This is a genomic window from Cellulomonas sp. WB94 (assembly GCF_003115775.1).
Taxonomy (GTDB): domain Bacteria; phylum Actinomycetota; class Actinomycetes; order Actinomycetales; family Cellulomonadaceae; genus Cellulomonas_A.
The window spans coordinates 211,695-233,807 of sequence record NZ_QEES01000002.1; the positions used below are offsets into that span (position 1 = coordinate 211,695).

Annotated in this window: 20 protein-coding genes; 9 read left to right on the plus strand and 11 right to left on the minus strand. The window is 71.2% G+C overall.

The window, feature by feature from the left end; translation table 11 throughout:
* Positions 1–2,076 (minus strand): thioredoxin domain-containing protein, encoded by a 2,076-nt coding sequence (locus tag DDP54_RS02110; protein WP_109132277.1) that lies wholly within the window; start codon positions 2,074–2,076, stop codon positions 1–3.
* 196 nt (positions 2,077–2,272) lie between these two features.
* On the opposite strand from DDP54_RS02110, the gene DDP54_RS02115 reads away from it, so the two are divergent.
* From DDP54_RS02115 to DDP54_RS02145, 7 genes are all read left to right on the plus strand, one after another.
* On the plus strand, positions 2,273–3,034 hold the full coding sequence (locus DDP54_RS02115; RefSeq protein ID WP_109132278.1) for a DeoR/GlpR family DNA-binding transcription regulator: 762 nt from the start codon (positions 2,273–2,275) through the stop codon (positions 3,032–3,034).
* Positions 3,031–3,990, plus strand: a complete 960-nt coding sequence (pfkB, locus tag DDP54_RS02120; RefSeq protein ID WP_109130354.1) for a 1-phosphofructokinase — start codon at positions 3,031–3,033, stop codon at positions 3,988–3,990. The genes DDP54_RS02115 and pfkB overlap by 4 nt, the downstream gene beginning before the upstream one ends.
* A complete protein-coding gene (locus DDP54_RS02125) occupies positions 3,987–5,027 on the plus strand; it encodes an alcohol dehydrogenase catalytic domain-containing protein (protein WP_109130355.1) in 1,041 nt (346 codons plus the stop codon). The genes pfkB and DDP54_RS02125 overlap by 4 nt, the downstream gene beginning before the upstream one ends.
* Positions 5,028–5,078: 51 nt before the next feature.
* Positions 5,079–5,354 (plus strand): HPr family phosphocarrier protein, encoded by a 276-nt coding sequence (locus tag DDP54_RS02130; protein WP_109130356.1) that lies wholly within the window; start codon positions 5,079–5,081, stop codon positions 5,352–5,354.
* Between the two features lie 93 nt (positions 5,355–5,447).
* Positions 5,448–7,190, plus strand: coding sequence for a putative PEP-binding protein (locus DDP54_RS02135; RefSeq protein ID WP_109130357.1), 1,743 nt, complete (start codon positions 5,448–5,450; stop codon positions 7,188–7,190).
* Between the two features lie 123 nt (positions 7,191–7,313).
* Positions 7,314–8,924, plus strand: coding sequence for a PTS transporter subunit EIIC (locus DDP54_RS02140; protein ID WP_158274431.1), 1,611 nt, complete (start codon positions 7,314–7,316; stop codon positions 8,922–8,924).
* Positions 8,921–9,358, plus strand: coding sequence for a PTS sugar transporter subunit IIA (locus tag DDP54_RS02145; RefSeq protein WP_109130358.1), 438 nt, complete (start codon positions 8,921–8,923; stop codon positions 9,356–9,358). The genes DDP54_RS02140 and DDP54_RS02145 overlap by 4 nt, the downstream gene beginning before the upstream one ends.
* A gap of 136 nt (positions 9,359–9,494) precedes the next feature.
* Here DDP54_RS02145 and rlmC read toward each other — a convergent pair whose 3' ends face one another.
* Both rlmC and DDP54_RS02155 read right to left on the minus strand, forming a co-directional pair.
* Positions 9,495–10,619 carry a 23S rRNA (uracil(747)-C(5))-methyltransferase RlmC gene (gene rlmC / locus DDP54_RS02150; RefSeq protein WP_109130359.1) on the minus strand — a complete coding sequence of 375 codons (1,125 nt, stop codon included), beginning with the start codon at positions 10,617–10,619 and terminating at the stop codon, positions 9,495–9,497.
* 39 nt (positions 10,620–10,658) lie between these two features.
* Complete coding sequence (locus DDP54_RS02155; RefSeq protein ID WP_109130360.1) at positions 10,659–11,096, minus strand: hypothetical protein; 438 nt, start codon at positions 11,094–11,096, stop codon at positions 10,659–10,661.
* 132 nt (positions 11,097–11,228) lie between these two features.
* Here DDP54_RS02155 and DDP54_RS02160 point away from each other — a divergent pair, with 132 nt between their 5' ends.
* Complete coding sequence (locus tag DDP54_RS02160; RefSeq protein ID WP_109130361.1) at positions 11,229–11,957, plus strand: AIM24 family protein; 729 nt, start codon at positions 11,229–11,231, stop codon at positions 11,955–11,957.
* Positions 11,958–12,019: 62 nt separating this feature from the next.
* On the opposite strand, the gene DDP54_RS02165 is transcribed toward DDP54_RS02160, so the two are convergent.
* From DDP54_RS02165 to DDP54_RS02195, 7 genes are all read right to left on the minus strand, one after another.
* On the minus strand, positions 12,020–13,258 hold the full coding sequence (locus DDP54_RS02165; protein WP_109130362.1) for an MFS transporter: 1,239 nt from the start codon (positions 13,256–13,258) through the stop codon (positions 12,020–12,022).
* Positions 13,259–13,298: 40 nt separating this feature from the next.
* The gene (locus DDP54_RS02170) at positions 13,299–15,083 is read right to left on the minus strand and encodes an HD domain-containing phosphohydrolase (protein ID WP_109130363.1); all 1,785 of its coding nucleotides are present in this window, start codon (positions 15,081–15,083) and stop codon (positions 13,299–13,301) included.
* A 65-nt stretch (positions 15,084–15,148) separates the two neighbouring features.
* Positions 15,149–16,837: a long-chain-fatty-acid--CoA ligase gene (locus DDP54_RS02175; protein WP_109130364.1), complete on the minus strand. Its 1,689-nt coding sequence runs from the start codon at positions 16,835–16,837 to the stop codon at positions 15,149–15,151.
* A gap of 52 nt (positions 16,838–16,889) precedes the next feature.
* A complete protein-coding gene (locus DDP54_RS02180; RefSeq protein WP_242448168.1) occupies positions 16,890–17,687 on the minus strand; it encodes a slipin family protein in 798 nt (265 codons plus the stop codon).
* A gap of 67 nt (positions 17,688–17,754) precedes the next feature.
* Positions 17,755–18,279, minus strand: a complete 525-nt coding sequence (locus DDP54_RS02185; protein ID WP_109130365.1) for a hypothetical protein — start codon at positions 18,277–18,279, stop codon at positions 17,755–17,757.
* Between the two features lie 106 nt (positions 18,280–18,385).
* Positions 18,386–18,934: a Clp protease N-terminal domain-containing protein gene (locus tag DDP54_RS02190; protein ID WP_109132281.1), complete on the minus strand. Its 549-nt coding sequence runs from the start codon at positions 18,932–18,934 to the stop codon at positions 18,386–18,388.
* A complete protein-coding gene (locus DDP54_RS02195) occupies positions 18,927–19,163 on the minus strand; it encodes a hypothetical protein (protein ID WP_109130366.1) in 237 nt (78 codons plus the stop codon). The genes DDP54_RS02190 and DDP54_RS02195 overlap by 8 nt, the downstream gene beginning before the upstream one ends.
* 116 nt (positions 19,164–19,279) lie before the next feature.
* On the opposite strand from DDP54_RS02195, the gene DDP54_RS02200 reads away from it, so the two are divergent.
* Positions 19,280–20,140: a class I SAM-dependent methyltransferase gene (locus tag DDP54_RS02200; RefSeq protein ID WP_109132282.1), complete on the plus strand. Its 861-nt coding sequence runs from the start codon at positions 19,280–19,282 to the stop codon at positions 20,138–20,140.
* Here the strand turns inward: DDP54_RS02200 and DDP54_RS02205 are convergent.
* Complete coding sequence (locus tag DDP54_RS02205) at positions 20,121–22,112, minus strand: potassium transporter Kup (protein WP_242448169.1); 1,992 nt, start codon at positions 22,110–22,112, stop codon at positions 20,121–20,123. The two genes, DDP54_RS02200 and DDP54_RS02205, sit on opposite strands and share 20 nt — an antisense overlap.
* Position 22,113 lies beyond the last annotated feature (1 nt).

Sequence of the window (22,113 nt, forward strand, 5' to 3'; positions counted from 1 at the left end):
TCAGGGTGCCAGCAGCGCGGCCAGCTCGTCGGGGTCCGTCGTCGGGCGGTCGCACACGAAGCCCCGGCACACGTACGCCGTCGGTCGCCCGTCGACCATCGGGCGGCCCTGCAGGAGGCCGACGCGAGCCGCTCGGCCGGATGCCGCCACGGGCCCCGTCGCGAGGACAGCACCTGGGGCCGTCGCGAGCACGGCGACCCGGCGCAGCGCGTCGGTGCCCGCGTCGCCCGCGGGACCGACGACGGCGACCTCGCGCGGGCCGTCGAGCACGGCCTCCGCGACGGCCAGCGCCCAGCCCGCCGCCCGCGGGTACCGCGCGGCGAGCGCGAGGGGCTCGGTCAGGGCCCGCTCGGCGGCCTCCCGGTGGCGGTGCGAGCCGCTGAGCGCCGCGAAGGTGAGCAGGGCGCCGGCCGCGGCGGCCTGCCCGGACGGCGTCGGGCCGTCCGCGGGGTCTCGTGGCCGCCGGATCCGGCCCAGCACCGGGTCCGTCTCGTCGACCGCCGTGTCGTAGCAGCCGCCCGCGCCGTCGCCGAACCGTCCGAGCACCTCCTCGAGCAGCTCACCGGCATGCTCGAGCCAGCGCGGGTCCCCCGTCGCCCGGTAGAGCGCGAGCACTCCCTCGGCGAGGTCGGCGTAGTCCTCCAGCACCCCGGGTGCGCTGCCGACGACCCCGTCCCGCGACGTGCGCGCGAGGCGCAGCACCGGGCCGTCCCGACGCACATGGACGTCGAGCAGCAGGTCAGCGGCCGCAGCCGCGGCCGCGACCCAGTCGGACCGCCCGAAGAGGTCACCGGCGTCGGCCAGCGCCGCGACGGCGAGCCCGTTCCATGCCGCGACGACCTTGTCGTCGCGGGCGGGCCGTGGACGCGACGCGCGGGCCTCGAACAGCCGGGTCCGGACCGCTGCGTAGCGACCGGCGTCCTCCGGCGGCGGGTCGGCCCGCAGCTGCAGCACCGACGCCCCCTGCTCGAACGTCCCCGCCTCCGTGACGCCCCACACCCCGGCCGCCCAGGCGCCGTCGTCGGGCCCCAGGGCCTCGACCAGCTCACGCGGCGTCCACACCGAGAAGGCGCCCTCGCGCGAGGTGCCGTCGGGTCCCGGGGAGTCGGCATCGAGGGCCGACGCGAACCCGCCCTCGTCCGTGCGCAGCTCGCGGAGCAGCCACCCGGCCGTCTCCTCGACGACCCGGTGGGCGAGCGGCGACCCGGTCGCCCGCCACCAGTGCGCGTAGACGCGCAGCAGGAGCGCGTTGTCGTAGAGCATCTTCTCGAAGTGCGGGACGACCCACCCGGCGTCGACGGAGTACCGCGCGAACCCGCCGCCGAGCTGGTCGTACATCCCGCCGCGGGCCATCGCGTCGAGCGTTCCGGCCGCCATGGCCGTGGCCAGCGGTGCACCGGGGCGCGTGCGGTCGACGCCGTGGCGGAGCAGCCACTCGAGCAGCATGGACGGCGGGAACTTCGGCGCTCCGCCGAACCCGCCCCGCGCCGCGTCGAACGTGCCGGCGAGGACCCCGAGCGCCCGGCTCGAGGCGGACGGGTCGCTCGTCCCGGCTCCGGGCAGCACGTCCCCGGGCCCGTGACCGGCGAGCGCCTCGCGGATCGCCGCCGCGCTCACGTCGACGTCGCCGCGTCGCGTGGTCCACGCGTCGTGCATCGCGCTCAGCACCTGCCCGAACGACGGCATGCCATGCAGCGGCCGCGGCGGGAAGTAGGTGCCGCACGAGAACGGGGCGCCGTCGGGTGTGGCGAACACCGTCATCGGCCATCCCCCGCTGCCGGTCATCGCCTGCGTCGCCTCCATGTAGACGGCGTCGACGTCGGGTCGTTCCTCGCGGTCCACCTTGACCGCGACGAAGTGGTCGTTGAGGTAGGCCGCTGTGCCGGGGTCCTCGAACGACTCGTGGGCCATGACGTGGCACCAGTGGCACGCGGCGTACCCGATCGAGATCAGCAGGGGGACGTCGCGACGCCGGGCCTCGGCGAACGCCTCGTCGCCCCACTCGAACCAGTCGACGGGGTTGCCCGCGTGCTGCTGGAGGTACGGGCTGGTGGCGGAGGCCAGGCGGTTCGACATGCCGTCCACCATGGCTCACCGGTCGCGGGCCGGCGAGCGGAGCACGTCGGCCGTCCGCAGCGCGACCCGACTCATGGGATGTCCGTCTGTTTCCGAACCTAGGCCCGTATGGTTGACAACGGGCACAAACGGGCCTATAAAAAGGCGTAGCAACATCTGGTCGGGCAAGCTCGGACATCGACGTCGGGGAGTGATCGTGTACGCGACAGAACGCCACCAGGAGATCCTGCGGCGTGCGCGTGCCGAGGGCCGCGTCGAGGTCAAGCAGATCGCCGAGGACCTCGACGTCACCCCCGAGACCGTCCGACGCGACCTCACAGCCCTCGAACGCCTCGGCGTGCTGCGGCGCGTCCACGGCGGGGCGATCCCCGTGGAGCGGCTCGGGATCGAGCCCGCGGTCGACGAGCGCGAGACGCGGCTCGCCGGGCAGAAGGAGCGCATCGCGAAGGTCGCGCTCGACGAGCTCCCCGACGGCGGGTCGATCATCATCGACGCCGGGACGACCACCGTGCGCATCGCCCAGATGCTGCCCCTGGACCGCGAGCTGATGGTCGTGACCCACTCCCTGCCCGTCGCGAACCTTCTGATCTCGAAGCCGAACGTGACGCTCTACCTGCTCGGCGGCGTCGTCCGGCCCCGCACGCTGGCAGCCGTCGGCGACTGGACCCGGTCCAACCTCGCGGACGTCTTCGTCGACGTGGCCTTCATCGGCACGAACGGCATCACGGCGACCCGCGGCCTGACGACACCGGACCTCGGCGAGGCCGCCGTCAAGCGCGCCCTGATCTCCGCCGCACGGCGCACCGTCGTGCTGGCCGACCACACGAAGTTCGGGCGAGAGGACTTCGCCCACGTCTGCGACCTGGAGGCGATCGACACCGTGATCAGCGACACCGGACTGGCCGATGAGATGGCCGACGAGATCGAGGACGCCGGACCGACGGTGGTGCGCGCATGATCGTCACCGTCACGCTCAACCCGAGCCTCGACCGCACGATCGAGCTGGACCACCTCGTCCCCGGCGAGGTCCAGCGCGTCACGGCCGCACGCCTCGACCCGGGCGGCAAGGGCGTCAACGTGGCCCGCGCGCTGCTCGCGAACGGCGTGGACGCGCTCGCGGTCGTGCCGATCGCCGGCGTCGACGGCGACCAGCTCGTCGGCCTGCTCCGGCACGAGGGCGTCGCCGTCGCGGTCGTCGACGTCGCCGGGCACACGCGCTCGAACATCGCCATCGCCGAGGCCGACGGCACGGTCACGAAGCTCAACGAGCCCGGTGCGCCGCTGTCCGCCGCCGACCTCGAGGGGATCGCCGGCAAGGTGCTCGAGGCGGCGTCGCCCGGCTCGTGGGTCGTCCTGTGCGGCAGCCTCCCGCCCGATGTCCCGGTCGACACCTACGCCTCGCTCGCTCGCAGGTTCAGCGCCGCGGGCCTGCGGGTGGCCGTCGACACGAGCGGACCGGCCTTCCAGGCGGCCGTGGCCACGGGCCCCGAGCTGGTCAAGCCGAACGCCGAGGAGCTCGCCGAGGCGGTCGGCCACCCGCTGCTGTCGCGGTCGGACGTCGTCGCAGCTGCCCGCGAGCTCCAGGCGCTCGGTGCTCGCACCGTCCTCGTGAGCCTCGGTGCCGAGGGCGCCCTGCTCGTGGACGACGGCGTCGTCGCGGGCGAGTCCCCCGTCGCCGAGCCGCGGAGCACCGTCGGCGCCGGTGACGCCTTCCTGGCCGGGTTCCTGGCCGGTGAGCACGCCGGCGCAAGCCGTCGCGAGGCCTTTGCCGAGGCCCTCGCCTGGGGTGCCGCCGCAGTCTGCCTGCCCGGCAGCCGGATGCCCGGACCGGGCGACATCGACCGATCGGTCGTCCACCTCCTGCCCGAGCCCTCCCCCGCACTTCTGACACCCATCACTGAAGGAGAATCATGAAGGTTGCACGCTTCCACGCACCCGGCGACATCCGGCTGGAGGACGCACCCGAGCCCACCGCGCAGCCGGGCGAGGTGAAGATCCGCGTCCGCGCCTGCTCGACCTGCGGCACCGACGTCAAGATCTCGAAGTCCGGCCACTTCCGCATCGTCCCGCCGCGGGTGATGGGCCACGAGATCGCCGGCGAGGTCGTCGAGGTCGGCGAGGGCGTGACCGGCTGGGCGCCCGGCGACCGCGTGCAGGTCATCGCCGCGATCCCGTGCGGAAAGTGCCCCGACTGCGTCGCCGGACACATGACGGTCTGTCCGAACCAGGTCTCGATGGGCTACGACTTCGACGGCGGCTTCGCCGAGTTCATGATCGTGCCGGCCGTGGTCCTCGCGGTCGACGGGCTCAACCGGATCCCCGAGGGGGTCAGCTACGCGGAGGCCTCGGTCGCCGAGCCGTTCGCCTGCGCCCTCAACGCACAGGAGCTGGTCCGCGTCGGGGACGGCGACGTCGTCGTCGTCGTGGGCTCCGGGCCGATCGGGTGCCTGCACGTGCGGCTCGCCCGCGCTCGCGGTGCGGCTCGCGTGTTCCTGGTCGAGCTGAGCCGGACCCGGCTGGACCTCGCTGCCGCGATCGTCACGCCGGACGCCGCCATCTGCTCGAGCGAGACCGACCCCGTCGAGGCCGTCCTGGCGCTCACGGACGGTCGCGGCGCGGACGTCATCATCACGGCTGCGGCGTCGGGCGCGGCCCAGGAGGACGCCCTGCGCATGGTCGCCCCGGGTGGGCGTATCAGCTTCTTCGGCGGGCTCCCCAAGGACAAGCCGGTGATCTCGCTGGACTCCAACGTCGTGCACTACAAGGAGCTGATGATCATGGGCGCGAACGGCTCCAGCCCGGACCACAACAAGCGTGCCCTCGCGCTGATCGCCGACGGCAGCGTGCCGGTCGACGACCTCATCACCCACCGGCTGCCGCTCGACCAGGTCCTCGAGGGCATCGGCGTCGTGTCTCGCGGCGAGGGCATCAAGGTCACGATCGAGCCGTGACATCCCCCACGGGCGCAAGCCCGCGATCAGGTCGCAAAGGAGCGTGCTGACATGGCAGAACAAACCGTCGTGATCGCGTCCAAGGCCGGGCTGCACGCCCGACCGGCGGCGCTCTTCACACAGGCCGCTGCGCGCAGCGGGCTCGTCGTGCGCATCGCCAAGGGCGCCATGGGCCCGGTCGACGCCGCGAGCATCCTGCAGGTGATGACTCTCGGCGCGGCCCTGGGCGACACGGTGACCCTCTCCGTCGAGGGTCCGGACGAGGACCGCGTGCTCGACGAGCTCGTCACGATGCTCGCCACCGACCTGGACGCCGTCCAGTCGTGACACCCCGGCCGTGGTGGGCACCTCGACCCGAGGTGCCCACCACGGACCCGGCGTTGATCCTTCCCCCAGTCCCTGACATTGCAGAGGCGTGAGATGGCAACCACAACCGGACCCGACAGTGCACAGGCGCCTGGCGTGGTCGGTGCGACGCAGCTTCACGGCATCGGTGTCGGTCGAGGCGGCGTGGTCGGCCCCGTGGCGCAGGTCCGCCCTGCGCCGCAGGTACCCGCGGACGCCGCCGTGCTGATCGACGGCGTGCCCGCGGGACCCGACGAGGTCCGCGGAGCCGTCGAGGCGGCGTTCGCGGACGTCGCCGATCGACTCCGGCGCGAGTCCGGCCGTGCGCCCGGGGTGCTTGCCGGGGTGCTGGCCGCGACGGCCGAGATGGCCGCCGATCCGGCACTGCGCGCCAAGGTGCTCGCCCGCATGGACGACGGCGACGGCGCGGTGGGGGCGATCACCATCGTGGTCGCCGAGTTCGCGGCGATGTTCGAACAGGCAGGCGGGTACCTCGCGGAGCGCGTCACCGACCTGCGCAGCGTGCGTGACCGCGTCATCGCCGAGATCGTGGGGCTGCCCGCGCCGGGCGTGCCGCACCTCACCGAACCGTCGGTGGTCGTGGCCCTGGACCTCGCGCCGGCCGACACCGCCGCTCTCGACCTCACCATGGTCCTGGCGATCGTCACCGAGCAGGGCGGACCGACCGGGCACACCGCGATCATCGCGCGCCAGCTCGGGCTCCCGTGCGTGGTGCAGACGGCAGGGGCGACGGAGCTGGCCGACGGCGTCGTCGTCGCGGTCGACGCGGTGGCCGGGATCGTCACCGTCGACCCCGGCGACGACCTGCGGAGCGAGTTCGACCGGCGCAGCCGGCTCGAGCAGTCCTTCGCGGACGACGTCGCACCGGGAGCATCCTCGGACGGCGCCCCCTTCGGCCTGCTCGGCAACATCGGCACCGCCGCGGATGCCGCCCGGCTCACCGACAGCCCGGTCGAGGGAGTCGGCCTGTTCCGCACCGAGGTCCTGTTCCTCGATCGCGTCACGGCCCCCACCGTCGAGGAGCAGGCCGGCGTCTACGCCGAGGTGCTGCGCTCGCTCGCCGGCCGCAAGGTCGTCGTCCGCACGCTCGACGCCGGCGCCGACAAGCCGCTCGCGTTCGCCCACCAGTCCGACGAGCCGAACCCGGCCCTCGGCATCCGCGGCTACCGGCTCGTGCGCACGATGCCCGAGCTGCTGGACACCCAGCTCGAGGCGCTCGCACGCGCTGAGCAGGAGACGGGCATCAAGGCCTGGGTCATGGCCCCGATGATCGCGACGCCGGCCGAGGCCCGTGACTTCGCCGCCGCCGCTCGCGCCAAGGGCCTGTCGATGGTCGGCGTCATGGTGGAGATCCCCGCGGCGGCGCTGCGGGCCAAGGAGATCCTCGCCGAGGTGGACTTCGTCTCCCTGGGCACCAACGACCTCGCGCAGTACGCGATGGCGGCCGACCGGACGCTCGGTGAGCTCGGGGACCTGCTCGACCCCTGGCAGCCCGCGGTGCTCGACCTGGTCGCCATGACCGCGCGGGCCGGCCTGGACGTCGGCAAGCCCGTCGGGGTCTGTGGGGAGTCGGCGTCGGACCCGCTGCTCGCCCTGGTGCTGGCCGGCTTCGGGGTGACGACGCTGTCGATGTCGGCATCGGCCGTGCCAGCCGTTCGGTACTCCCTGCGGCGGCACTCCACGAGCCAGCTCCAGGACATCGCCGGCGCAGCCCGCGCCGCCGGGAGCGCTCCGGGCGCCCGCGCCGCGGCGCTCGCGCTAGTGGATGACGAGGTGCGCATGGCACTGCAGCTGTAGCGGCCCCGCCGCAGCACACGGCCGGCCGCACAGACGCGGCCGAGTCACAGCCTGTGAGATCCCCAGGACTCGTCCGGGCAACGATCGAAAAGTCAGCGTCGACACATCGAAGAGAGGGTCATCATGAGTTCCCTTGCAGCAAGTCCGCCGAAGGTCTCCGGGGCCAAAGCGGCCCAGGTGCACATCCAGCGCTTCGGAGCATTCCTCACCGGCATGATCATGCCGAACCTGCCGGCGTTCATCGCCTGGGGCCTGATCACGTCGCTCTTCATCTCCAAGGGATGGCTGCCCAACAGCATCCTCGGCGGCTTCGGCAACGCCGACACGGTCGGCTGGGAGGGCGCGGCCACGGCCTTGGCCAAGGCCGCCGACGGCACGACGTTCCCGCAGTACCTCGGCCTCGTCGGCCCGATGATCGTCTACCTGCTCCCCCTGCTGATCGCCAACCAGGGTGGTCGGATCGTCTACGGCGAGCGTGGTGGCGTCGTCGCCTCCATCGCCACCATGGGCGTCATCGTGGGCAGCACCATCCCGATGTTCCTCGGCGCCATGATCGTCGGCCCGCTCGCCGCATGGCTCATGAAGAAGATCGACAGCATCTGGGACGGCAAGATCAAGCCCGGCTTCGAGATGCTCGTCAACATGTACTCGGCCGGGATCCTCGGCATGGTCCTCGCGATCGGTGCCTTCTTCGGGATCGCACCGTTCGTCACGAACGTCTCCGCGTGGCTCGGTTCCGGCGTCCAGTCGCTCGCCGACGCGCACCTGCTGCCGCTGATGAGCATCATCGTCGAGCCCGCGAAGGTCCTGTTCCTCAACAACGCGATCGGCAACGGCACCCTCGTCCCGCTCGGCGTCCAGCAGACCATCGACACCGGCCAGTCGCTCCTCTTCCTCGTCGAGGCGAACCCCGGCCCCGGCTTCGGCCTGCTGCTGGCCTTCGCGCTCTTCGGGATCGGGACCGCCAAGGCGTCCGCCCCCGGCGCGATCATCATCCAGTTCCTCGGTGGCATCCACGAGGTGTACTTCCCGTTCGTCCTCATGAAGCCCGTCCTCATCGTCGGCCTCATCGCCGGTGGGGCGACCGGCGTCGCCACCAACGCGGTCTTCGGCAGCGGCCTCCGTGCACCTGCTGCTCCGGGCAGCATCCTCGCCGTGCTCGCGCAGACGCCGCGAGGCAGCTACGTCGGCGTGATCCTCTCCGTGGTGCTCTCGGCCACCGTGACGTTCTTCATCAGCGCGGTCCTCCTGCGGGCCTCCCGCAACCGCGACCTCGCCGCCGAGAGCGACGGCCTCTCCGCCGCGATCGCCCAGACCGAGGCGAACAAGGGCAAGGGCAGCAGCGCGCTCGACGCTCTCTCCGGCCTGGCTGGTTCTCTCGCCGGCGAGCCTGCCATGGCCGCCGCGGCGACCGCGGTCGCCGATCACCCGGTGCGGCACATCGTGTTCGCGTGCGACGCCGGCATGGGGTCGAGCGCCATGGGCGCGAGCGTCCTGCGTGACAAGCTCAAGAAGGCGGGCGTCACGGGCGTGAAGGTGGAGAACCTGGCTGTCGCGAGCCTGCACGACGACGCCGACTTCGTGATCAGCCAACGCGAGCTGACCGACCGGGCGCGGCTGAAGGCGCCGACCTCGGTGCACATCTCGGTCGACAACTTCATGAACAGCCCCGTGTACGACGACGTCGTCCGCGAGGCGAAGTCCCGGCAGCAGACCGAAGGGTCGACCCCGTGACCGACATCCTCACCAGGGACCAGATCGTCGCCGCAGGACGGGCGACGACCAGGGACGACGCGATCCGCGAGGCGGGCGACCTGCTCGTGAGCACCGGGGCCGTCACGCCTGAGTACGTCGACGCGATGGCTGAGCGCGAGCAGACCGTGTCGACCTACATGGGCAACTACCTGGCGATCCCGCACGGCACGAACGAGTCGAAGTCGTCGATCACCCGGTCGGCCATGTCGCTCGTCCGCTACGCCGAGCCGATCGACTGGGGCGGGCACGAGGTACGCATCGTCGTCGGGATCGCAGGGCTCGAGAACGAGCACCTCGGCATCCTGTCGAAGATCGCGGTCCTGTTCTCCGACATGGAGCAGGCCCAGGCCATGGCCGACGCCACCAGCGTCGACGAGCTGTACCGACTGCTCGACTCGGTCAACGCGGAGTGACCTCCGCTGACACCGGCCGGCGCTGACACACCGCCCGCTCGTTGCCGTCCATGCTGCACCGGACGACAGCGGGCGGGCGGTGGTCTGCCCGCCGGCTGCGGCCGCGGCTGTGGCTGCGGTTGCTGCGGCTGGACCGCTAGACCCGCTCGAGCAGGGTGAGCACCTCGAAGTGCGACGTCTGCGGGAACATGTCGAACAGGCGCGCGCGGCGCGGTGCGAGCGACGGCATCGCGGCGAGATCGCGGGCCAGAGAACCCGCATGGCAGCTGGAGTAGACGACCCGCTGCACGGACGACGACTCGAGCCAACGACAGAGGTCGTCGCTCAGCCCGCGTCGTGGCGGGTTGACGATGACGAGCTCGGGCGCCTCGCTCGCCCCGAGCGCGAACGCGGTGGCGTCGCCGGTCTCGAACCTGACCTGTGACAGGCCGGCCTGACGTGCGCTCAGCTCGGCGCTCGCGACCGCCTCCCGGCTGGTCTCGATGCCGACCACCTCGCGTGCGGCGCCCCCGCAGTGCAGGGCGAACCCGCCGACACCGCAGTAGAGGTCCCAGATCGTCGCTGGCGCCTGCTCGGACACCCAGTCCGCGGCCTGACGGTACAGAGCCGCGGCGACGTCGGTGTTGGTCTGGAAGAAGCTCTGCGGGCGCAGGTACATGTCGATGCCGTTGACCCGCATCCGCAGGGTCTCCTGCTCGGTGAGGACGATCTCTCGCTCCCCCTCGACGATCGCCGTGTGCCCGGGGAGCAGGTTGACCGAGACGACTCTGAGCTGTGGCAGCGCTCGCAGCAGCGCGGGCAGGTGCTTGCGGATCCTGGCCACCGGCTCTTGCGACCGCAGCACGAGCCGCAGCATGAGCTCACCGTCCGGCGACTCGGTCACCAGCACGTTCTTGAGCTCCCCGGTCCGCCGGGGGATGTCGTACGGGGTCAGGTCGGCCACCGTGATGAACTCCGCGACCAGAGGGAAGCACGCATGGATGCCCGGCGTGTACAGGCCGCAGTCGCGCAGGTCGACGCCCCGCGCCTCGGCGTCGAGAATGCCCAGGGTCGGGCTCCCGGCGGTTCCGCCCACGACCATCTTCGCCTTGTTCCGGAATTCCCTCTCCGGGCTCGCGACCGGGGAAATCCATTGCACGTCGGACCGGTCGCCGAGCGCATTCTCAGCCTGTGCCTGCTTGGCCGCGAGCTGCGCGCCATAAGGCTGCTCGATCAGAGCGCACGAACGGCAGCGCTCAGCGACGAAGTACGAGCAGTGCATGCGGGCGAGTCTAGGTGACCGTCGAGACGCCCCGACCGGTCAGCTGCCGCCGCTCCCGTCCGTGGTCATCCACGACGGTGGTGGTGGCGGTGGTGGCGGCGCGCTCGCCGGGGCTGCCGGGGGCATCGGCCCTTGTGGCGCTACGCCGCCGGGCGGCGGAGGCGGCGGGTAGCCCGGCTGCGCCCCGGAACCGGCCATCCCGGGCGCGGGAGGCGGCGCCGTGTGCAGCGCGAACGACCGGATCGAGCCGCGCGCCTCCAGGTCCTGCAGGGACGTCGTCACCCGCAGCCGGTCCTCAGGAGCACCCGGCCGGCCCGTCGCCTCGAGATACGCGAGGACGCCGAGGTCACGGAAGTACCGCTCGGCGTCGCCTCCGCCCGCGGCACCCGGTCCGCCCAGGCCCGAGCTCGCCAGTGCGGTGTCGGCCTTCGCCGCGAGGTCGCTCGCCGCAGCCTTCGCCTTGTCCAGGAAGCCCATGACTCCTCCTTCACGCGTTTCTGCGCGGAACTGCTCCCACCGGAAAGCCTACGCAGGTCCAAGCCGTCTCGCTAAGGTTTCGACAGGCCCCGGCCGCGGGACCGTCGGACCTGTGCGAGGGGACAACCAGTCATGACCATCCACGGATCGCTCTTTCACGACTTCCAGGAGAATGCCTCCCAGGACCCGTTCTCGCTCCAGGGCAAGAAGCTCCTGAAGATCCAGATGGGTTACGGCCCGGTCTGGGCCAAGACCGGTTCGATGGTGGCCTACCAGGGCGACGTCCGCTTCGAGAACAAGGGCGCGGGCGGGCTCAGCAAGATGCTCAAGTCGGCGGTCACGGGCGAGGGCGTCGACATGATGCAGTGCACCGGGCAGGGCGAGCTGTTCGTCGCCGACAACGCCGCCGAGGTGCAGATCCTCTACCTGGAGAACGACGCGCTGTCCATCAACGGCAACAACGTCCTGGCCTTCTCGTCCTCGATCGAGTGGGACATCCACCGCGTCCAGGCGCGGGGTGGCGCGATGGCGGGGGGCCTGTACAACGTGGCCCTGCGGGGCACGGGCTACGTCGCCATCACGACCGAGGGTGAGCCGGTCGCCCTCGACGTCGCGAGCGCACCGACGTTCGGGGACGCCCAGGCCGTCGTCCTGTGGACCGCGGGCGTGACCATGGACCTCCGGGTCGACACCGGCGGCCTCATGTCGATGGTGCGCGGTGGCAGCGGCGAGACCTTCCAGATGGCGTTCGGCGGACAGGGCTACGTGCTGGTCCAGCCGAGCGAGTCGGTCGTCCGCGGCGGTCCCCAGTCCAGCAGCGGCAGCCGGAGCGGCGGTCTCGGGGGTCTGCTGGGCGGATGATCGGTGCGCCCGGGTGCACCGCACCCTCAGCCTCACGCGCAGCCCGTGGCCTGAACCGCAGCTCAGGCGACGGGCTGCTCGTCAGTGATCGCGATGTGTCGCAGCTGTCGCCAGATCAGGACCACGAACACCGCCGATCCGACGAAGGCGAACCAGAAGGGTGCGGTCACTCCCCAGCGCTCGGCCAGCGCCCCGCCGACGGCCGAGCCGATGACGAGTCCGCCGAAGACCCCGACGAGGTTCACGCTGCCGACCCGCCCCTGCAGCTCGGTCGGGACGGCTCGCTGCCGGACCGTGATCGACGTCGTCCCCCAGACGAACGCGTGCGCGCCGAACACGAAGAAGACTGGGAGGGCGACCGCCGGCCGCGTCGTCACGGCGAGGGCCAGGTGCGTCAGCGTCTCGACGACCAAGCCGATGCGCATCAGGTTGCCGAGGCTGACCCGCCTCGTGATCCAGCCGTACGACGCGGTGCCGACCAGACCGCCCAGGGCGCCGACGGTGGAGAGGAGCCCGAACCCGAGCGCACCCATCCCCAACCGCTGGGTGGCGTACAGCACCAGCACGGACCAGGCCGCCCCGAACGTGATGTTGAACGTGAAGATCGTGAGCACGAGCGTGCGGACCGCGGCGTGGTGCCGTACCCATCGGACGCCCTCGGCGATGTCCTGGCGGATGTGCGATTCCTCGCCCGCAGCCCGCCGGTGCGGTGGCAGGACGATGCGGGAGATCGTCACCGCGCCGAAGGCGACGACGAACCCCTGGGTGGCGAACGGCAACGCCGCGCCCACCGCGAACAACAAGGCCCCGAGCGGTGGCCCGGCCAGCTGGTTGACGGTGATGAAGCCCGTCTGGAGCCGTGCGTTGGCGATGGCGAGGTCCTCGCGCGCGACCAGCATGGGCAGCAGCGTCTGAGAGGCGTTGTCGGCGAACACCTCGGCGGTGCCGAGCACGAACAACGCGACCAGGACGACGACGATCGACACGCGGTTCGTGGCCACGGCGAGCGCGAGGACCGCCAGGACGGCTGCCCGGACCGCGTCGACCGTCACCACGATGAGCCGACGGTCGAGCCTGTCGGTCAGTGCGCCCGCGAACAGCCCGAAGATCAACGGCGGCAGCCACTGGACGGTCGCTGCGAGCGCGACGAGCGCGGGGCTCCGGGTCAACGAGGCGACGACGAGCGGACCGGCCGCTATCGCGATCCCGTCTCCGAGGTTGCTGACCCATGACGACGCGAGCAGCCACCGGAACCCGCGGCCGAGGCGTTCGGGCGCCACGGTCTCGAGAAGTCGGTTCACAACGGCCAGATCGTATCGGTGCCCGGCCCGCGGGTCGGGATCAGCCGAACGTCGAGTCGCTCACGTGGGCGTCGTCGAACGTCGCCGGACCCAGGCTCGCGCCCACGAAGCTCGAGGCAGTGACCGTCGCGTCCGTGAAGATCGCTCCGGTCAGCACGGCGCGGTCGAACGACGTGCCCGAGATCACGGCCCCGTTGAGCTTGGTGCCGGTGAGCTTGGCGCCGCTCAGGTCGAGCATCGTCAGCGTCGCCCCGGTCAGGTCCGCCGCCACGAGGTTCGCGCCCGCGAGGTCGCCCGTCAGAGTCCGACCCGCCAGGTCGCATCCGGACAGGTCGGCGCCCGCGAGCGCCATGTCACCGGCCTGGGCCCGGGCGCACGGGGTCGCGACGGGCAGGGAGGTCGGCGCGGTGCTGGGCGGGGGTGACGTCGGTCCGGTCGACGACGACGCAACGGCCGAGGGCGCCGCGCCGACGGGCGGCAGCGTCTCTCCCGGCGGCGTCGTCCCTCGCGGCGACCGTGGTTGCGCAGGCGACAGCGCATCTCCGGTCGGCGTCGCCACGTCGGGCGCGCTCGTCGCTCCGGCTGCCTGGGCCGGGTTGACGGGCGTGGCGGCCGACGACGGCTCGACGGAACGGGTGGCCACGACTCCGGAGGGACCGTCGGCGGACGCCGTTGCGGGGGCGGCGTCCGTCGCCAGGCCGGTCGCCGCGAGCACGACCCCGAGGATCCCAGCGAACCCAGCCGCCACGACAGTTGTGACCGCCGTCGTCGCACCGGACGCCACGGATGCCACGTTCGACAGCGGCGTCGACCCGAGGCCGGGCAGCGCCGACAGGACCGACGCCGGTCCGGCGACGACTCTCAGCCGGCCGAGACCGACCGCCAGGAAGGCCCGCACGACGTCGGGGTCGAACTGTGCGCCCGAGCACCGCGCGAGCTCTTCGCGGGCGGCTGCCGGGGTCAGCGGCTGCTTGTAGGCCCGGGCGGACGTGATCGCGTCGTAGGCATCGGCCACCGCCACGATCCGAGCCCCGCGGCTGATCGCGGTGCCGGCCAGGCCGCGTGGGTACCCACCGCCGTCCCAACGCTCGTGGTGCTGGCCGACGGCCAGCACCCAGTCGCCGAGCCACCCGGCCAACGGCCTCGTCAGCTCCATGCCGGCCGCGGGGTGCGTCGCGAGGACGTCCCACTCGTCGACGGTCGGGAGGCCGGCCTTGTTGAGGAGCTCCGGGTCGAGGTGGAGCTTGCCGACATCATGCAGCAGGGCTGCCCAGCTCAGCTTGGCGGAGTCGCGCGCGGACAGACCGAGCTCCCTGGCGATGAGGGCCGAGTAGGCCTGGACGCGCTCGGAGTGCCCCCGGGTGCTGTCGTCGTGCTCACTGATGTCGGAGACCAGGTCAAGGAGGAGGGCAGCGTGCTGGTGCTCACCGTCGAGATCCTCGTCGCGACCGCGCTTCGCGGTGACGCGCTCGTGGAGCACCTGCGGGGAGTAGCGACGGCTCGCGACGGCGAACCGTGACGGAGCCCGGTCGGGGAAGTAGGCGGTCAGCCGCAGCAGCGCGCTCAAGGGCAGGAGGCGCCTGCACGCGCGACCCGCAACGATCAGCAGCACTGTCGACAGGGCGATCTCCAGGCCGAGCCACACCCAGATGTTCCAGCCCAGGCGGCTGGCCGGCACCCAGCGTGCCGCGGCCAGGCCGAACGCGATCGCGCCGAGCGGAGGAAGGGTGACGACAAGAGCCCGGACGCACACGGCCAGGACCGGATGCGGCTTCCACTGGCCGAGCGCGGCGTCGTCGTAGTTCTGCGTTGGACCTGACGACATACCGCCTTATCGGCTGATCAGGGGCTGTCCTGAACGTTGCCCACCCCCCGACAAGGCCAGCGTCGTCAGAGCGAGGGCAGGACCTGCGCGCGCACCTGCTTGCGCAGGATCTTCCCGAGCATCGAGCGTGGGGTGTCCTCGATCTGCACGATCCGGCGCGGGACCTTGTAGGCCGCGAGCTGGGCGCGGCAGTGGGCCCTCAGCGCCTCCTCGTCGAGCGGGGAGCCTGGTTCGAGCTCGACCGCGGCCACGACCATCTCGCCACCGCGCTCGAGCGGCTTGCCGAAGACGGCGGCGTCGACGACGGACGGGTGCATGCGCAGCACGGCCTCGACCTCCGAGGGCGCGACGTTGAAGCCGCCGGTGATGATCAGCTCCTTGACGCGGTCCACGATCGTGGTGAACCCGTCGGCGTCGACGGTCACGACGTCGCCGGTGCGCAACCAGCCGTCGGGCAGCAGGGACTTCGCGGTCTCCTCGGGGTTGTTCCAGTACCCCTGGAACACCTGGGGACCCTTCAGCAGCAGCTCGCCCGGTTCGCCCTGGGCGACCTCGACGGTGGGGTCGTCCTGGTTGACGACCTTCATCAGGGTCGACGGGAACGGCACGCCGATCGTGCCGGTACGGCGCGTCGGGTGGAACGGGTTGCCGAGAGCGACCGGGGAGGACTCGGTCATGCCGTAGCCCTCGACGAGCAGCCCGCCCGACATCGACTCCCACAGCTCCACGACGTGGTCGGGGAGGTTCATCGCGCCGGAGATGCAGAACTTGCACGACTTCAGGGAGATGCCCCGCTGCTTCGCGGCCATCGCGGTGCGCTCGTAGATCGGCGGGACCGCGCAGTACACCGTCGCGGGCGACTTCTTCATGGCGTCGAGGATCATGTCGGGGTCGAACTTGGGGAAGAGAACGAGCAGCGCCTGCTTGCGGATGCCGTACGTCAGGTAGAGCGTCATGCCGAAGGCATGGAACATCGGGAGGATCGCGTAGAAGATCTCCTTGCGGTACTCCGCACCGTGCATCCAGGCCTCGCCCTGAAGGGCGTTGGAGTACAGGTTGTAGTGCGTGAGCATGGCCCCCTTGGGGTTGCCGGTGGTCCCCGAGGTGTACTGGATGGCGGCCAGGTCGTCGACCGATGGACGCGGGTGCTCGGTGTCGATACGACCGTGGCTCAGCAGCTTCTCCCACGGGATCGTCCCGGGCGCCGGCCCGGTGAGCGCCTCACGCGACTCGCGCAGGCTCCGCACCGGTAGGTGCAGGGCGAGGCGCTTGACCGTCGGGAACGCCCTGAGCAGGTTGACCGAGACGATGTGGTCGATCGCGACGTCGGCCGGGAAGGCACGGACGGCCGCGACCGACTTGTCCCAGGCGATCACCACGCGGGCCTGGTGGTCCTCGAACTGGTGGCGCAGCTCGCGCGACGTGTACAGCGGGTTGTGCTCCACGACGACGGCACCGAGGCGCAGCACGGCGTAGAAGGCGACGACGTGCTGGGGGCAGTTCGGCAGGATGAGCGCCACGCGGTCACCCGCGCGCACCCCGAGGCCGCGCAGCCCCTCGGCCGCCCGGTCGATCTGGTCGCCCAGCTCGGTGTACGTCGTGCGACGCCCGAAGAACTCCAGGGCCGGGTGGTTGCCCGCCTCGACCACAGACTTCTCCACCATCGCGACGAGCGACTGCGTCGGGAGGTCGATCTCGGCCGGCACACCCGGCTGGTAGTTCTTGACCCAGGGCTGCTGGTCGGTGTTCGCCATGGGGACATCCTGCCGTGAACATGCCGCCCGCACGGCACAACGCTGCGGAGCGTCAGCCCGGTGCCACGGGGACACCCGCCGCAGCCTCGCGGGCGATGAACGCGTTCAGCTCGGCGATCGTCGTCATGATCGGCGACGGGAAGACCACTGTCGTGTTCTTGTCGACGCCGATCTCGACCAGGCTCTGCAGGTTGCGCAGCTGCAACGCAAGCGGGTGGGCCATCATGACGTCCGAGGCCTCCCCGAGCGCTGCTGCGGCGAGGTGCTCACCCTCGGCGTTGATGATCTTCGCCCGCTTCTCCCGTTCGGCCTCGGCCTGCTTGGCCATGGCCCGCTTCATGCTGTCGGGGAGCTGGATGTCCTTCAGCTCGACCAGGGTGACCTCGACGCCCCAGGCGAGCGTGATGACGTCGAGGTTCTCGCGGATGTCGAGGTTGATCCGGTCGGTCTCGGACAACGTCTCGTCGAGGGTGTGCTGACCGACGACCTTGCGCAGCGTGGTCTGGGCGATCTGGTCGATGGCCGCGCTCACGTTCTCGATCGCGACGACCGACTTCACCGGGTCGATCACGCGGAAGTAGGCGACCGCGGCCACCCCGACGCTGACGTTGTCCCGGGTGATGATGCCCTGGGACTGGATCGGCAGCGTGACGATCCGCAGCGACACCCGATGGAGCACGTCGACCACCGGGATGATCAGCCGAAAACCTGGTTCGAGCGTGCGTTGCACCCGACCGAACCGGAACAGGACACCCCGCTCGTACTGCTTGATGATCCGCACCGCCATCGCGAAGACCAGCAGGACGAGGGCGAGGACACCACCCCAGATGTACACCGCGGCCACCTCCACTTCTTATCGTCCACCTTCGGCCCGAACCTGCAGCGGCAGGCCGTGTGCCGGTCAGTCGTCGTGCTCGTCAGTCGTCGTGCTCGGCGTGGGATCGCTTGTCCGCGGTCGTCGAGGCGATGTAGACGGCCCTGTTCGCGGCGGGCTGGATCAGCACGACGGGATCGTCGCAGTGGCGCGGGACCGCGATCACGTCGTGCGTCGAGCCGTCGCCGGCGGTGCTCAGCGCGAAGGGCGTGGTCGACGCGGCCACCTGCTGGTCGCACACCAACGTGGCTACCACAGAGGCGATCGGGTTGACGCCGGTGCCGCGCGGCGGCGGGATCACCAGGCCGCGAATCTGCACCGTGATGTTGCCGTTGTCGCGCACGCGAACGCGGCTCGGCCCGTTGACCCACGGCGCCGCGCCGGGGTTGATGCCCGCAACCGCCGGGCTGTCGGGAGCGGGCATGCTTCCGACGAGCCGGGCATTCAGCAGGATGTGACCGCCGTGCGGAGTCCCGTCGGCGAACGCCGGGGAGGCAGCGAAGCCCCCCAGGGCGAGCGCCAGGGCTGCCGAGGTCGTCAGGGCACGGATCGTTCGAGACGTGCGCATGGACTGCTCCTTCTCGCGACGCTGCGAGGACCATCGGAAGCGCGGCCCCCGTCACCCTGAGACACGACCCACGCGCGCATTTGGTTCAGTGGGCTCACGGTCTGGGTCAGGCCGCTCGGCCGATCGCCCGCAGGGTCGCGTCGCGAAGGCTGTCGGCTGGGACGCCGAGCTCGGTCAGCACGGTGCCCAGGTCGTCGTCGTCGCACCTGAGCAGCCCGAGCAGGAGGTGCTCGCTGCCGATGGACTTCGACTTGAGCCAGATCGCTTCCCGCAGAGCCAGCTGGAGGGCCTTCTTCGCCGGCGGGGACAGCCGCGTCCGGCCCCGACGAGGGTGGCCGTCGGGCACGGCGTCGGGGCCGAAGGTCTCGGCAAGGCGCTCCAGCACGACGTCCAGGTCGATGCCGACCGCCCGCAGCGCGTCCGCGTCGTCCCGCGTCAGGGCGCCGGCTCCCGGGGTGCGTCGCCGGATGATCTCGCGCGCGGCGTCCGCCTGCAGGCCTGCCTCGTGCAGGACCTGGTAGCCGGCGCCGGCGCCGGGACGCAGGAGCCCGAGGAACAGGTGCGTGGTTCCCACGGGGTCGTGACCCAGCGCTCGAGCCTCCCCCACCGCGTCGGTGACGACCGTGCGGGCTCCTTCGGTGAAGCGTTCAAACATCGCGAGCACCCCTCTTCTTCTCCGCTGATGCGTGCTTCTGGTGCACGGCTTGCTTGGTCACGCCGAGGACGTCGGCGATGTCCTGCCACGACCACCCCTGACGGCGCGCATTGCCGACCTGCGCGGCCTCCAGGGTCTCGGCCAGACTGCGCAGCGCCGAGGCGGCCTTCAGCCCCACTCGCGGGTCGGCACCGCTGGCTGTCGAGGCGAGCTCAGACGTCATGTCCATGCGTCAACAGTAATTGACGCAACCAGTTTGTCAACAGGTCTTGACGAGCGCACGGAGGACCGGGCGACACCTCCGCAACCCTTCCTTTGCCGGTGGGGGCCGACCAGGATGTCGGGATGGATCCGAACGAGGCAGCGCAGCGCAGTGCCCGGGTCGCAGCGGTCTTCGACCGGGTCGCCGACACCTACGACGCCGTCGGCGTCCCGTGGTTCACACCGATCGCCGAGCGACTGGTGACCGAGCTGTCGCCCGCTCCCGGCGAGCGAGCCCTCGACATCGGGACCGGGCGAGGTGCTGCCCTCTGGGCGCTGGCGGATGCCGTGGGAGCGACGGGGCACGTGACCGGGCTCGACCTGGCGCCCGCGATGGTCGCCGCGACGCGTCGAGAAGCGGCCGAGCGGGGCCTGGCCACCGTGACCCTTCTCGTGGCCGACGCCGCCGACCCTGCTCTGCCGGCAGCGTCCTTCGACGTCGCGGTGGCCTCGCTCGTGCTGTTCTTCCTGCCGGACCCGCCCGCCGCCCTCCGTGGCTGGCACGGGCTGCTGGTCCCGGGCGGCCGACTCGGCGTGTCCACCTTCGGCTCGCGAGACGCCGCCTGGGAGCAGCTCGACGACGTCTTCACTCCCTTCCTCCCGCCACAGCTGCTCGACGCGCGCACGAGCGGCACGCGCGGGCCGTTCGCCAGCGATGCCGGCGTCGAGGAGCTCGTGGCCGCCGCGGGCTTCGCGGAGGTGCGCACCGCGAGCTTCGAGCAGACCGTGACGTTCGTCGACGCCGAGCAGTGGCGGCTCTGGTCGTGGTCCCACGGCCAGCGCACGCACTGGGAAGCGGTTCCGGGCGAGCGCCGCGACGAGGTGCTCGCAGCGGCTGCCGAGCGGCTCGAGGCCGCCCGGGACAGGACCGGCACGTTCACCCTGACGCAGCAGGTGCGCCTGACCGTCGGTGTCCGTCCGGTCGTCAGCCCTCGCGGGACTTGAGGTCCAGGTTCGCTCCCATGACGACGGTGCGTTCGGGCGGCAGGTGGAAGACCTCGGTGCGGCTCGCGGCGTTGTGGGCCATCCAGACGAACAGTCGCGCTCGCCAGTCCCTCAGACGCGGGGTACCCGTCGCGTGGACGGTGAGGACCGACAGGAAGTAGTGGGCCTCGTCGATGTCCACCAGGAGCTCGCCGGACTTGCCGACCGCGAGCGCGAGGCCCTTCGGGATGTCCTGGCTGTCGTTGAACCCCACGCGCACGCAGACATGGACGATGCCGTCGTCGGCATGGCCCAGGTCGTCGACGATGACGCGGTCGACGTGACGGATGTGCGGCACGTTCTCGTTGATGATCTGCACGATCACCACGTGCTCGTGCAGGACGTGGTTGAAGGTGACGTGCGAGCGGAGCGCGAGCGGGGTCGTCGTGCGGTTGGGGTGCGGGAACACGGCGAGACCCGGCACGCGCGGCACGCCTGTCGCCCGGATCATGTCCACGAACTCGTCGAGCGGACCTTCGAGCTCGGTGCGCCGTTCCGCGAGGATCCCCGCCCCCTTGCGCCAGGTCGTCATGAGGGTCACGACGACGATGGCGATCAGCAGCGGCAGCCAGCCTCCGCTGACGACCTTCGTGAGGTTCGCCGCGAAGAACGTGACCTCGAGGAGTCCGACGACGACGGCGTACGCCACGATCTTCCACATCGCCCAGTGCCACACCCGGAGAGCCAGCAGCAGGAACAGCAGGCTCGTCAGGCCGAGCGTCCCGGTGACCGCGAGCCCGTAGGCGGTGGCGAGCCGGCTCGAGCTCTGGAAGACCGAGATCAGCAGCAGCACACCGAAGTACAGGATCCAGTTGATGACCGGCAGGTAGATCTGACCGCCCTCCTCGCGCGACGTGTGCTTGACCGCCAGTCGCGGGAACAGCCCGAGACGGACGGCCTGTCGCGAGACCGAGAACGCGCCGGAGATCACCGCCTGGGACGCGATCACGGTCGCGAGCGTCGCGAGGACGACCAGCGGCAGCGTCGCCCACGAGGGCGCGAGGTTGAAGAACGGGTTGTCGATCGTGGCCGGCTCGTGCAGGATCATCGCGCCCTGGCCGAAGTAGTTCAGCGCGAGCGCGGGGAACACGACGGCGTACCAGGAGGTCCTGATCGGTCGCGCGCCGAAGTGACCCATGTCGGCGTACAGCGCCTCGGCCCCGGTGATCGTCAGCACGACGGCGCCCATGGCGATGAACGCCGTGAACGGGTGCTCGACGACGAAGGCCAGCGCGTACGTCGGCGACAGCGCGGCGAGGATGTCGGGGTGCCGGACGATGTGCGGCACCCCAAGGGCGGCGAGCACGACGAACCACACGGTCATGACGGGTCCGAACGCCTTGCCCACCGCCTCGGTGCCCCACCGCTGGACGACGAACAGCACCGTGAGGACCGCGACCGAGACCGGCAGGACGAGCTGCTTGAGCGACGGGTTGACCACGACGACGCCCTCGATCGCCGACATGACCGAGATGGCCGGGGTGATGACGCTGTCGCCGTAGAAGAGCGCGGCACCGAACATGCCCAGCACCATCGCGATGGCCAGCCGTCGTGGCTGCCGGAGCTTCTCCCGCAGCAGCGCGACGAGGGCCAGGATGCCACCCTCGCCGTCGTTGTCCGCGCGCATCAGGAGGGCGACGTACTTGACGGACACGACGATGGTGATCGCCCAGATCACCATCGAGATGACGCCGAGGACGTCGACCGAGGTGGGCTTGACGTTGTTGTGGTCGATGCTGAAGACGGTCTGCAGCGCGTACAGCGGGCTCGTGCCGATGTCCCCGAAGACGACCCCGAGAGCGCCCAGAGCGAGGACTGCGCCCGCACCCTGCTTGCTCGCGGGGGCCTCGGCCGCGACGTCCCCCGCTGACTCCGACGGCACGTCGGGGCTCGCGGTCGGCTGCGGTCTACCCGTGCCCTCAGTGGTGCTCACT